The sequence below is a fragment of the Nonomuraea lactucae genome, from assembly GCF_003313395.1.
GTDB classification, from domain to species: Bacteria; Actinomycetota; Actinomycetes; order Streptosporangiales; family Streptosporangiaceae; genus Nonomuraea; species Nonomuraea lactucae.
Window position 1 is genome coordinate 1 of record NZ_QNFZ01000264.1, and the last position, 11,962, is coordinate 11,962.

The 11,962-nt window shown below is 69.7% G+C and carries 14 protein-coding genes; 2 read left to right on the forward strand and 12 right to left on the reverse strand.

Going from position 1 to position 11,962, the window contains the following annotated elements; translation table 11 throughout:
- The 9 genes from DQW85_RS17215 to DQW85_RS17255 form a co-directional block, all read right to left on the reverse strand.
- Positions 1-1,463: NADH-quinone oxidoreductase subunit G (locus tag DQW85_RS17215; RefSeq protein WP_113701333.1), on the reverse strand; the 1,463-nt coding region annotated here is incomplete at its 3' end.
- On the reverse strand, positions 1,460-2,749 hold the full coding sequence (gene nuoF, locus DQW85_RS17220; protein WP_113701323.1) for an NADH-quinone oxidoreductase subunit NuoF: 1,290 nt from the start codon (positions 2,747-2,749) through the stop codon (positions 1,460-1,462). The genes nuoF and DQW85_RS17215, both read right to left, overlap by 4 nt.
- Complete coding sequence (nuoE, locus tag DQW85_RS17225) at positions 2,746-3,402, reverse strand: NADH-quinone oxidoreductase subunit NuoE (RefSeq protein ID WP_113701324.1); 657 nt, start codon at positions 3,400-3,402, stop codon at positions 2,746-2,748. Before nuoE ends, nuoF begins: the two co-directional genes overlap by 4 nt.
- On the reverse strand, positions 3,399-4,724 hold the full coding sequence (locus DQW85_RS17230) for an NADH-quinone oxidoreductase subunit D (RefSeq protein ID WP_113701325.1): 1,326 nt from the start codon (positions 4,722-4,724) through the stop codon (positions 3,399-3,401). Before DQW85_RS17230 ends, nuoE begins: the two co-directional genes overlap by 4 nt.
- Positions 4,721-5,422: an NADH-quinone oxidoreductase subunit C gene (locus tag DQW85_RS17235; RefSeq protein ID WP_113701326.1), complete on the reverse strand. Its 702-nt coding sequence runs from the start codon at positions 5,420-5,422 to the stop codon at positions 4,721-4,723. The genes DQW85_RS17230 and DQW85_RS17235 overlap by 4 nt, the downstream gene beginning before the upstream one ends.
- Entirely contained in the window at positions 5,419-5,970 is a 552-nt protein-coding gene (locus tag DQW85_RS17240) for a NuoB/complex I 20 kDa subunit family protein (protein ID WP_113701327.1), read from the reverse strand. Before DQW85_RS17240 ends, DQW85_RS17235 begins: the two co-directional genes overlap by 4 nt.
- 2 nt (positions 5,971-5,972) lie before the next feature.
- The gene (locus DQW85_RS17245; RefSeq protein ID WP_101786362.1) at positions 5,973-6,368 is read right to left on the reverse strand and encodes an NADH-quinone oxidoreductase subunit A; all 396 of its coding nucleotides are present in this window, start codon (positions 6,366-6,368) and stop codon (positions 5,973-5,975) included.
- 73 nt (positions 6,369-6,441) lie between these two features.
- The gene (locus DQW85_RS17250) at positions 6,442-7,698 is read right to left on the reverse strand and encodes a geranylgeranyl reductase family protein (RefSeq protein WP_113701328.1); all 1,257 of its coding nucleotides are present in this window, start codon (positions 7,696-7,698) and stop codon (positions 6,442-6,444) included.
- Between the two features lie 160 nt (positions 7,699-7,858).
- The gene (locus tag DQW85_RS17255; protein WP_113701329.1) at positions 7,859-8,575 is read right to left on the reverse strand and encodes a demethylmenaquinone methyltransferase; all 717 of its coding nucleotides are present in this window, start codon (positions 8,573-8,575) and stop codon (positions 7,859-7,861) included.
- 77 nt (positions 8,576-8,652) lie between these two features.
- Here DQW85_RS17255 and DQW85_RS17260 point away from each other — a divergent pair, with 77 nt between their 5' ends.
- Positions 8,653-9,864, forward strand: coding sequence for a hypothetical protein (locus DQW85_RS17260; RefSeq protein ID WP_113701330.1), 1,212 nt, complete (start codon positions 8,653-8,655; stop codon positions 9,862-9,864).
- Here DQW85_RS17260 and DQW85_RS17265 read toward each other — a convergent pair.
- Positions 9,861-10,079, reverse strand: a complete 219-nt coding sequence (locus DQW85_RS17265; protein WP_113701331.1) for a DUF4229 domain-containing protein — start codon at positions 10,077-10,079, stop codon at positions 9,861-9,863. The genes DQW85_RS17260 and DQW85_RS17265 overlap by 4 nt on opposite strands.
- Before the next feature lie 255 nt (positions 10,080-10,334).
- Here DQW85_RS17265 and DQW85_RS17270 point away from each other — a divergent pair, with 255 nt between their 5' ends.
- Positions 10,335-10,556, forward strand: a complete 222-nt coding sequence (locus DQW85_RS17270; protein WP_026214226.1) for a BldC family transcriptional regulator — start codon at positions 10,335-10,337, stop codon at positions 10,554-10,556.
- A 194-nt stretch (positions 10,557-10,750) separates the two neighbouring features.
- Here DQW85_RS17270 and DQW85_RS17275 read toward each other — a convergent pair whose 3' ends face one another.
- Together DQW85_RS17275 and DQW85_RS17280 are read right to left on the reverse strand one after the other, a co-directional pair.
- The gene (locus DQW85_RS17275) at positions 10,751-10,993 is read right to left on the reverse strand and encodes a hypothetical protein (protein WP_113701332.1); all 243 of its coding nucleotides are present in this window, start codon (positions 10,991-10,993) and stop codon (positions 10,751-10,753) included.
- A 10-nt stretch (positions 10,994-11,003) separates the two neighbouring features.
- Positions 11,004-11,962, reverse strand: a 959-nt coding sequence (locus DQW85_RS17280; protein ID WP_240197239.1) for a hypothetical protein, incomplete at its 5' end; no start/stop codon positions are given.

Sequence of the window (11,962 nt, forward strand, 5' to 3'; positions counted from 1 at the left end):
CCCGAGGCGGCGCTGAGCCGGACGAGGGCGGACAGGGCGCCGGGGACGGTCGCGAGGCGCTCGCCGGCGAGCACGATCGTGCCCTCGGCGAGTGTGCCGACCAGGTCGCCGATCGCGTCGGCCTCGCCGCCCGGCGCGGTGCGGATGAGCGTGCCGCCCAGCTTGGCCAGGCCGGGGCCGGCGAACGGCGCGACGGCGCTGACCTTGAGTCCCCGCTTCTTCCACGCCTTGCGCAGGCGCAGGAAGACGATCGGCGACTCCTCCTCGGGCTCGAACCCGACGAGCAGCACCGCGGGCGCGCTCTCCAGGTCGGCGTAGGAGACTTCGATGCCCTTGCCGGCCACCGCGTGTGCCAGGAACTGGGCCTCCTCGGCGGTGTGCGGCCTGGCGCGGAAGTCGATGTCGTTGCCGCCCAGGGCGACACGGGCGAACTTGGCGTAGCCGTACGCCTCCTCGACCGTCACCCGGCCGCCGACCAGCACGCCGGCCCGGCCGCGGGCGGCGGCGAGGCCCTCAGCTGCGACGCTGAGCGCCTCCGGCCACGAGGTGGGCACGAGCACACCCTCCTCGTTGCGCACCAGCGGCGTCTGCAGCCGGTCGGGCTGCGTGGCGTAGGTGAACGCCCAGCGGCCCTTGTCGCAGTTCCACTCCTCGTTGACCAGCGGGTCGTCGCCGGCCAGGCGGCGGGTGACCCGGCCGCGCCGGTGGTCGGTGCGCTGGGCGCAGCCGGACGCGCAGTGCTCGCACGCGCTGGGCGTGGAGACCAGGTCGAACGGCCGGGCCCGGAACCGGTAGGCGGCGCCGGTCAGCGCGCCGACCGGGCAGATCTGCACCGTGTTGCCGGAGAAGTAGGACTGGAACGGCGCCCCGTCGGCGACGCCCACCTGCTCCTTGGCCCCGCGCTCGAAGAACTCGATGAACGGGTCGCCGGCGATCTGGTCGGAGAAGCGGATGCAGCGCGCGCACTGGACGCAGCGCTCGCGGTCGAGCAGCACCTGCGTGGACAGCGGCAGCGGCTTGGGGAAGGTCCGCTTCTGCTCCTGGAAGCGCGACTCGCCCTGGCCGTTGGACATGGCCTGGTTCTGCAGCGGGCACTCGCCGCCCTTGTCGCAGACCGGGCAGTCGAGCGGGTGGTTGAGCAGCAGGAACTCCATCGCCGCGCGCTGCGCCTTCTCGGCGACCGGCGAGGTGAGCTGGGTCCGCACCACCATGCCCTCGGCCACCTCGATCGCGCAGGACGGCTGCGGCTTGGGGAAGCCGCGGCCGTTGCCGGCGTCGGGGATGTCGACCAGGCACTGGCGGCAGTTGGCCGCCGGGTCGAGCAGCGGGTGGTCGCAGAAGCGCGGGATCTGGATGCCCAGCAGCTCCGCCGCCCTGATGATCAGGGTGCCCTTGGGGACGCTGACCTGGAACCCGTCGATCGTGAGGGTCACCAGGGTGGTCTCTACAGCGGTCGTTGTCACTGGTCACCCCAGAGAGTGGACTTCTTCGCGTCGAACGGGCAGCCGCCGACCTCGAAGTGCTTGAGGTACTCGTCGCGGAAGTACTTCACCGAGGAGTGGATCGGGCTGGTCGCGCCGTCGCCGAGGGCGCAGAACGAACGGCCCAGGATGTTGTCGGCGATGTCGGTGATCGTGGCCAGGTCGTCCTCGGTGCCCTGGCCCTTCTCCAGGCGCTTGAGCACCTGCTTGAGCCAGTAGGTGCCCTCGCGGCACGGGGTGCACTTGCCGCACGACTCGTGCGCGTAGAACTCGGTCCAGCGCAGCACGGTGCGGACCACGCAGGTGGTCTCGTCGAAGATCTGCAGCGCGCGGGTGCCGAGCATGGAGCCCTTGGCGCCGACCGCCTCGAAGTCGAGCGGCACGTCGAGGTGCTCGTCGGTGAAGATCGGGGTGGACGAGCCTCCAGGAGTCCAGAACTTGATCCGGTGCCCCTCGCGGATCCCGCCCGCCATGTCGAGCAGCTCCCGCAGCGTGATGCCCAGCGGCGCCTCGTACTGGCCCGGCCTGGTGACGTGGCCGCTCAGCGAGAAGATGCCGAAGCCCTTCGACTTCTCGGTGCCCATCGCGGCGAACCAGTCGGCCCCGTTGGAGATGATCGAGGGAACACTGGCCACGGACTCCACGTTGTTCACGACAGTCGGCGAAGCGTACAGACCCGCCACTGCCGGGAACGGAGGCTTGAGCCGGGGTTGGCCCCTGTAGCCCTCGAGCGAGTCGAGCAGCGCCGTCTCCTCGCCGCAGATGTAGGCGCCGGCGCCGCTGTGCACGACGAGCTCCAGGTCGTAGCCGGAGCCGAGGATGTCGGTGCCGAGGTAGCCCTTCTCGTACGCCTCGCGAACGGCCGCGTGCAGCCTGCGGATCACGTGCAGCACCTCGCCGCGCACGTAGATGAACGCGTGGTTGGCGCGGATGGCGTAGGAGGTGATGATGACGCCCTCGACGAGCGCGTGCGGGTTGGCCATCATCAGCGGGATGTCCTTGCAGGTCCCCGGCTCCGACTCGTCGGCGTTGACGACGAGATAGTGCGGTTTGCCGTCGCCCTGCGGGATGAAGCCCCACTTCATGCCCGTGGGGAAGCCCGCGCCGCCGCGGCCGCGCAGGCCCGAGTCCTTCACGGCCTGGATGACGGCGTCGGGATCCATGCCCAGCGCCTTCTTGGCCGCCTCGTACGGCCCGTAGCCGTCGATGGTGAAGGAGTCGGGCTGGTCCCAGTTCGCGGTAAGGACCGGGGTGAGAGTGGTGCTCATGCCTCGGGGGCCTTCCATCCGTTGGCCTTGGCGACCTTGAGGCCCTCCAGCGAGGGGCCGGCGGCCGAGGGGCCATCGCCGGCCAGGCCGTCTGGCAGGCCGGAGAGCACCCGCGAGGCCTCCTTGAAGGTGCACAGCTTCTTCGGGCCGCGGGTCGGCCGCACGTCCTTGCCGTCACGCAGGTCGTCGACGAGCTGCTTGGCCGACTCGGGCGTCTGGTTGTCGAAGAACTCCCAGTTGACCATCATGACCGGGGCGAAGTCGCAGGCCGCGTTGCACTCCAGGCGCTCCAGCGAGACCTTGCCGTCTGGCGTGGTCTCCTCGTGGCCGACGCCCGCGTGCTCCGACAGCTCCTCCCAGATCTGGTCGCCGCCCATGACCGCGCAGAGCGCGTTGATGCAGACGCCGACGTGATAGTCGCCGGCGGGCCTGCGCTTGTACATGGTGTAGAACGTCGAGACGCCGACGACCTCGGCCTTGCTCAGGCCGAGCAGCTCCGCGCAGAACTCGTGCCCGGCGTCGGAGACGTAGCCGTCTTCGGACTGCACGAGGTGGAGCAGCGGCAGCAGGGCGGACCGCGCCTTCGGGTAGCGGCCGATGATCTCCTTGGCGTCTCGCTCGAGACGCTCACGGACCTCCGGCGAGTAGGTCACCGGTCCACACCTCCCATGACGGGGTCGATAGATGCCACCGCGGCGATCACGTCGGCGACCTGGCCGCCCTCCGCCATCGCGGGGAAGCTCTGCAGGTTGCAGAAGGACGGCTCGCGGAAGTGGACGCGGAAGGGGCGGGTGCCGCCGTCGCTGACCACGTGGGCGCCGAGCTCGCCCCTGGGTGACTCGATCGGGGCGTACGCCTGGCCCGCCGGCACCCTGAAGCCCTCGGTCACCAGCTTGAAGTGGTGGATGAGGGCCTCCATGGAGCTGCCCATGATGTGCGCGATGTGGTCGGGGGAGTTGCCGAAGCCGTCGGGGCCGAGCGCGAGCTGCGCGGGCCAGCCGATCTTCTTGTCCTCGATCATCACCGGCTCGCCCTTGAGCGGACCGGCGATGCGGTCCAGGGCCTGCTCGACGATCTTGAGGGACTCCTCCATCTCCTTCATGCGCACGAGGTAGCGGGCGTAGACGTCGCAGCCGCGCTCGGTCGCCACGTCGAACTCGTAGGTCTCGTAGCCGCAGTAGGGCTGCGACTTGCGCAGGTCCCACGGCAGCCCGGCCGCGCGCAGGATCGGGCCGGTGATGCCCAGCGCCATGCAGCCGGTCAGGTCGAGGTGGGCCACGTCCTGGGTGCGGCGCACGTAGACGGGGTTCTCGTCGAGGAGTTTGCGGATGTCCTTGATCCGCTTGGGCATCTCCTTGAGGAACTCGCCGACCTTGTCGACCGCGCCCGCGGGCAGGTCGACACTCACGCCGCCCGGCCGGATGTAGGCGTGGTTCATGCGCAGGCCGGTGATGTACTCGAACAGATCCATGATCAGCTCGCGGTCGCGGTAGCCGAACAGGAACGGCGTGGTCGCGCCCAGCTCCATGCCGAACGTGCCCATCGCGACCAGGTGCGAGGAGATCCGGTTGAGCTCCATCATCATCACGCGGATGGCCTGGGCCCGGTCCGGCACCCGGTCCTCGATGCCGAGCAGCTTCTCGACGCCCAGGCAGTAGGCGGTCTCGTTGAAGATCGGCGAGAGGTAGTCCATGCGGGTGACGAACGTGGTGCCCTGGGTCCACGTGCGGTATTCCATGTTCTTCTCGATGCCGGTGTGGAGGTAGCCGATGACGCCGCGCGCCTCGGTGACCGTCTCACCGTCGAGGGTCAGCACCAGCCTCAGCACGCCGTGCGTGGACGGGTGCTGCGGGCCCATGTTGACGACCAGGCGCTCCTCCTCGGAGTCGCGCACGCCGGTGACGACCTCGTCCCAGTCGGCGCCGGTGACCGAGTAGACCTTGCCCTCGGTGGCCTCGTCGTAGCCGGTGGTCACGAGTAGGACCTCCTGTTGTCGGGCGAGGGGATCGTGGCGCCGCGGTATTCGACCGGGATGCCGCCGAGCGGGTAGTCCTTGCGCTGCGGGTGGCCGTCCCAGTCATCGGGCATCATGATCCGCGTCAGCGCGGGATGGCCGTCGAAGACGATGCCGAAGAAGTCGTACGTCTCGCGCTCGTGCCAGTCGTGGCCCGGGTAGACGCCGACCGTCGACGGGATGTGGGGGTCGGTGTCGGGGCAGCTCACCTCCAGCCGGACGCGCCGGTTGTGGGTGATCGAGCAGAGGTGGTAGACGGCGCGCAGCTCCTCGCCCGCCAGGTGCGGGTAGTGGACGCCGGACACCCCGAGCGAGAGCTCGAAACGCAGGGCCGGCTCGTCGCGCAGCCTGTGGCAGACCTCGACGAGCCGCTCGCGCTTGACGTGGAGGGTGAGCTCGCCCCGGTCGACGACCACGCGCTCGACGGCGTCGTCGAGGGCGAGGGTGTCGACCACCTCGTCGAAGTAGCTCCCGTAGGGGCGGGGCGTGGACAGCTGGGGCGCCCGCCGTACGACGAGGCCGCCGTAGCCGGAGGTGTCGCCGGAGTCGCTCGCCCCGAACATGCCGCGCCGGGCGACCGGCGGCTCGGGGACCGCGGGGACCTCGGCTCCGGGCTCGTCGGCTCCCGGAGTCCCGGGGAGGTTGTCTGGGGAGGTCACTTGGCAGCCCCCTGGTCGATCAGCGGCAGCGAGCGCAGCGCCTGCAGCTCGAGCTCGTCGATCTGCTTGGCGCGGTGCGCGCCGAACTTCATGTTCTGGATCTTGTCGTGCAGCTTCACGATCGCGTCGATCAGCATCTCGGGCCGCGGCGGGCAGCCCGGCAGGTAGATGTCGACGGGCACGATGTGGTCGACGCCCTGCACGATGGCGTAGTTGTTGAACATGCCGCCGCTGGAGGCGCACACGCCCATCGCGATGACCCACTTGGGCTCGGCCATCTGGTCGTAGATCTGCCGCAGCACGGGGGCCATCTTCTGCGACACGCGACCCGCCACGATCATCAGGTCGGCCTGGCGCGGAGACGCGGAAGCGCGCTCCATGCCGAAGCGCGCCAGGTCGTAGTGGGGGCCGCCGGTGGCCATCAGCTCGATGGCGCAGCAGGCGAGCCCGAACGTGGCCGGCCATACGGAGTTCTTGCGCGCCCATCCGGCGGCCTGCTCGACCGTGCTGAGGATGAAGCCGCTGGGGAGTTTCTCTTCAAGTCCCATTTTCAGTCCCAGTCCAGACCCTTGCGACGCCACACGTACGCGTAGGCGACGAGCACGGTGACGATGAACAGCAGCATCTCGACAAGCGCGAACACTCCGAGGCCCGAGGAGAGCACGCTGCCCACGTCGTTCTTCAGCGGCGCGAAGGAAACAGCCCAGGGGTACAGGAAGATGATCTCGATGTCGAACACGATGAAGAGCATCGCGGTGACCATGTATTTGAGCGGGAACCGTCCGCCACCGACAGGCTGGGGCGTCGGCTCGATGCCGCATTCGTAGGCGTCAAGCTTGGCGCGGTTCCAGCGCTTGGGACCGGTGAAGGGAGCGATGGCGACCGAGAAGATCGCGAAACCCCCCGCGAGAACGGCGAGCACCAGGATGGGCACGTAAAGGTCCATCGCTACGCCTCCTCTGGAGCCACGCGCGCGGGCGCGCAGCCTGATCTATGGATGTGCCTGGTGAGTCTGGGGTTCATGCTGGCGGCGCGACCTTCGAGAGTGCGTTGATGATCTTGTCTGACGCATCGCCCCGCCGGTCGGTGAGATTACCAAGGAGTTTGAGCGCGAAGCGCATCAGCCTTGGGTGCGGCAGACCGTGGCGGGTGCCGAAGCTCATGACCCCCGGCTTGCCGATCGCCTCGACGAACCACCTGCCGAGGGTGAAGTATCCGCCGTAGGCGTCCTTCAACACCTGAGGATAGGTCCGCAGGGTGCGTTCGCGCTGCGCGGGCGTGGTGTCCTTCTTCAGCGCCCGGGAGATGACCTCGGCCGCGATCTCGCCGGTCTCCATAGCGTACGCGATGCCCTCGCCGTTGAACGGGTTGATAGCTCCACCGGAGTCGCCCACCAGCACCAGGCCCCGCGTGTAGTGCGGCTGCCGGTTGAAGGCCATCGGGAGCGCGGCGCCGCGGATCGGCGCCGTCATGTTCTCCTCGTCGAACCCCCACTCGGCGGGCATCGCCTTGCACCAGCGCTTCAGCAGGTCGCGGTAGTCGATGTTCTTGAACTGCGCGTCGGTGTTGAGCAGGCCCAGGCCGACGTTGGCGGTGCCGTCGCCGACGCCGAACACCCAGCCGTAGCCGGGCAGCAGCTTGGCGCCGTCCCACAGCTCCAGCCAGATCTCGAGGTAGTCGTCGTCGTGGCGTGGGCTGGTGAAGTAGGTGCGCACCGCCACGCCCATCGGGCGGTCCTCGCGCTTGTGCAGCCCCATGCCGAGGGCGAGCCGGGTGCTGTTGCCGTCGGCGGCCACCACGAGGCGGCCGCGGTAGGTCGTGCCGTCCTTGGTCGTCACGCCGACGATGTGGCCGCTGCGGTCGTCGAGGACCGGGCCGGTGACGGTGACGCCCTGCATCAGCCGCGCCCCGGCCTCGACGGCCTTGGCGGCGATGATCTGGTCGAAGTCCTTGCGCGTGCGAACGAGGCCGTAGTCGGGGAAGCGCTCCAGCTGGGGCCAGTCGAGCTCGAAGCGGAGACCGCCGCCGACGACCCGCAGCCCCTTGTTCCTGACCCAGCCGGGGGCGTCGATGTCGACGCCCATGTTGAGCAGCTGCTTGACCGCGCGTGGGGTCAGCCCGTCGCCGCACACCTTCTCCCTGGGGAAGGTGGTCTTCTCGAGGAGCAGCACGTCGAGGCCCGCCCGAGCGAGGTGAAAGGCGGTCGCGGAACCGGCGGGACCGGCGCCGACGACGATTACGTCGGCGTCAGCCTTCGTGGCTGTGGGCACGGTCACTGGACTGTCCTGTCCTACACGTGTGAAGGCCTTGGGTAGTGGCGCCTTCGTTCCTTTGTGAACCTCTTCACAAACTTGTCGGCCCGCAGTCTAACGCTTTTCGTGCACTTAGTGGCAGTCGGGGCGCGCCCTTTGGTCAAACAGGTCTGTCGGGGGGCCATCAGACGGGCTTGACCGCTCTGTGCATGGCCACGATTCCCATGGACAGATTGCGCCAGGCGACCCGCCGCCAGCCGGCGTCCTGGATCGTGCGGGCGAGCGTGGCCTGGTCGGGCCAGTCGCGGATGGACTCGGCCAGGTATTCGTAGGAGTCGTCGTTGGACCCGAAGACCCTGGCCACCCTGGGCAGCAGGCGCATCAGGTATTCGCGGTAGACCAGGTCGACCGCCGGGACGGTCACGTGGGAGAACTCCAGGACCACCAGCCGCCCGCCCGGCCTGGTCACGCGGAGCATCTCGCGCAGCGCCCGGGAGGTGTCGTGCACGTTGCGCAGCGCCACCGAGATCGTCACCGCGTCGAAGCTGCCGTCGGCGAACGGCAGCCGCAGCGCGTCACCGGCGATGAACGGCACGCCGGGCCCGCTCAGCGCGTTGCCGCCGTGGCGGCGCACCCCCGTGCGGAGCATGCCGAGGGAGAAGTCGGAGGCGATGGCGCGGGCGCCCAGCGAGGTGAAGGCGTCGGTGGACGTGCCGGTGCCGGCGCCGAGGTCGAGCACGAGCTCCCCGGGACCGGCGTCAACGGCGGCGGCCACGGCCCTGCGCCAGAGCCGCACCTGCCCCAGCGAGACGACGTCGTTGACCAGGTCGTAGCGCCGGGCCGTGCGATCGAACATCGCGGCGACCTCGTCCGGCTGCTTGTCCAACTGAGCGCGGGTCATGGCCCAAGCCTATGGCCATACCGGCGATTGACGGAAAGTATCCACACTGCTACGGACAGTCTGCTAGAACTTGGCGAATGCTTGCCCGAGTCACCCTTGCGGCCCTGCTTGCCGCCTCGCCCGCCGCCCACACGCGCGTCGTCTCGGCCGACCCCGCCGACACGACCCCGCACGTGCTCGACGGCATCGTCAACGCGATCGCCCTGGTCGGCGGCACGGTCGTCGTCGGGGGCTCGTTCAGCGAGGTGAGCGACGCCGGGCGCACGGTGACGCTGGCCCGCGACAACCTCTTCGCCTACGACCTGGCCACCGGCCGGATCCTGCCCGGCTTCGCGCCGGAGGTGGACGGCCCGGTGCACGGCCTGGCCGCCGGTGACGCCGGCACCGTCTACGTGGGCGGCGACTTCCCCGACGTCAACGGCGAGACGGCCAGGTCGCTGGCCCGGATCAGGCTGCGCGACGGCTCGGTCGTCCGCGGCTTCGCGCCCCGCGTCGCCGGGGGCATGGTGTCGGCCCTGGCCCGGCAGGGCGCCCACCTCTACGCGGGAGGCGACTTCACCCGGCCGCGCACGGCGCTGGCCAGGCTGGACGCGGCGACCGGAGCGGCGGACCCGGGGTTCGCCATCACGCCGGGCGCGCCCCTGACGCCGCGCGTCAAGGTGCAGGCTCTGGCGGTGGCGGGCGGCAGGCTCGTGGTCGACGGCAGCTTCACCACGCTGGGCGGCCGCTCGAGGCCGCAGCTCGGGCTGATCGACGTCGGCGGTCCGACGGCCCAGGTGGCCCCCTGGCGGACCACCGCATACTCGCCGGCCTGCAAGAGGGTCTTCCCGTCGTACGTGCGCGGCCTCGACTTCTCGCCGGACGGCCGCTACTTCGTGGTCGTCACGACAGGAGGGGCGGGCACCGGCGCGAAGCTGTGCGACACGGCCGCGAGGTTCGAGACGTACGCGACGGCGGCTGACGTGCGGCCCACGTGGGTCAACCACACCGGCGGCGACTCACTCTACGCGGTGGCCGTGACGGGGGCCGCGGTCTATGTCGGCGGCCATCAGCGGTGGCTGGACAATCCGCGCGGGCGTGACTCGGCGGGACCCGGCGCGGTGGCGCGCGAGGGCATCGCCGCCATTCACCCCACCACGGGTAAGGCGCTGTCGTGGAATCCGGGACGGGAGCGCGGGATCGGGGTGAAGGCATTTCTGCCCCACCCCGGTGGCCTACTGGTTGGTAGCGACACCACGCGACTCGGACGGGAGTACCATGCCCGGATTGGCATGTTCCCCTTGCGCTAGTCGTCCTCCGGCTTGGCGCGGTCGAGCGTGCCGCTGATGCGCGCGCTCATGGCGTCGCGCTGCTTGGACAGCAGAACGTAACTGGCGACGCCACTGACCACGAAGGACACTGCGAGCAGCCAGAACAGGTTTTGCAGGCCGAGCAGATAGAGCATGCCGGCGGTCACCAGAAACAGACCGATGCGCGACAGGGTGTAAACGAGAACGGGACGCACAGGTCGAGGTTACTCGCCCGACAGGGTGGTCGCTCTTCGCATCCGGCGCGAGCGCTGCTACTGTTCCCAGTCAGGGAGTTTCGTAAAGAAACACCCATGAGAGCCCCAAAGAGGCTCTATCATATAACAATCGGGCAGTCAGCTGATAACAACCCGTGATCTTTGACGAAAACCACGGATAAATCAGGCTTCGCTCGACACACTGGTTACCTGTCCGCCCGCTGGCAGGAAGCGGGATGCGAGGGGGAGAGATTGGTGGAGAGTAGCAGCGAGCGTCTGCTGACCCCGGGAGAGGTTGCCGCCCTCTTCCGGGTAGACCCAAAGACGGTTACGCGCTGGGCTGCGGCAGGCCGCATCAGCAGTATCCGCACCCCCGGAGGGCACCGGCGCTTCCGCGAGTCGGAAGTGCACGCCCTTCTCCGAGGCGAGGACGTTCTGACGGCCGACAGGCCAGCAGGTGAGTCCCCGCGCGTTTGACGTTCCGTCTTGGTGATCCTGCCCGTCAGGGTCACCGCGGCGGGACTGCTTTTCTGGATCACGTACGGCACGCCCGGGCGCCAACCGTCGTTAGTGGCTGGCGCCTGTCCAGAGCTTCAACGCATCCAGATCCTCCCGCGGCGGGTCCCTCCCCCGCCGCCGAGGTTGGCCTCCTGCTCCACCCGGCGCCCGCGCTAGCCCCCTTCCTGCTCCGTCTTGAACGCCAGAAACTCCTGTTCCAGATCGTCGTTGCCCTCCTGCCAGCGGCTGCGTCGCTCGGCCAGCTCCTCCTCCGTCAGCGACTCCGGCAGCCACCGGTCGTAGTCGGGGTCACCGGGCTCGAGATCCACGTATCCGTCGCCGATCAGACGCCCGTCTTCGCTGGTCAGGCTCCGCGGCACGCGCAGGGTCCCGTCAGCGAGCCGGATGACGAACATGGCCGATCACCTAGATTCCGTAGCGCCGGTTGAAGAACAGCATGACGTCGAGCGCCGTCCGCGTGTCGCCGTTCAGCATGTCGACGAGGGCCGGCCGCTGGCGCGAGGCGATGGCCGCGAAGGCGTCGGCGAAGAACTCCTTGCGGCCCAGCCCTCCTCCCTGGCGGTGGAAGGCCGAGGCCAGCACGGGCACTGCCTTCTCGTACAGTGCCACGAACTCCGGTGAGTCGGACACCCAATCGCCGTACGCCGAGTCGACGTCGTCGATGGCGTGTCCCACTTCGTGCATCATCACGTCGGGGGTCGGCGACGGCCGGTCACCCACCACGATCTTGCGGTCGCCGTACGCGCCGGCGCAGATGTCCCAGGACGCGCGGCCCGAGGGCAGCGGCGCGCCGCGCAGGTAGCCCATGTCGTCGAGGTCGGGCACGCCGCCCGGGCCGACGTAGATGCCTTCGAGGCCGTCGGCGAGCAGCTCCTTGAGCCGCTCGGGGAGGCAGGCGAGGCTCTCCACGGCCCGCGCCACCTCGGCGGAGGGCGGTCCCAGACGGGCGTCCCACTGCCGGTGCAGGATCGCCTCCAGCCTGCCGCAGTGGCGCAGCCCGTCGCCGAGCGAGGGGGCGTCCGGGTGGTTGGGCTGCGCCCTGGGAGGCGTGTCGTCCAGCTCGAAGTCGTGCCAGGTGTAGCGAGGGCCGTCGACCACGGCCGCGGACAGCCGCTCGGCCGCCTCCCGGCGGCGGCGGTCCCACGAGCGCGCGCCCTCGCCCAGGTCGGGCAGGACGCGGTGACGGTCTCTCCCCCGCCTCTCGCGCGGGTCGCGGCCGTACCGGTCCCGCTCGCCACCCGGATCGCGGGGGTACCGGTGATCGCGGTGGTCGCCGGGATCGCGGGGGTATCGGCCGTCGCCGTCGCGCGCCGTCCAGCCGGGTGCCTGCCCGCGGACCCCCTCCCAGAGGGAGCCGGAGCCCG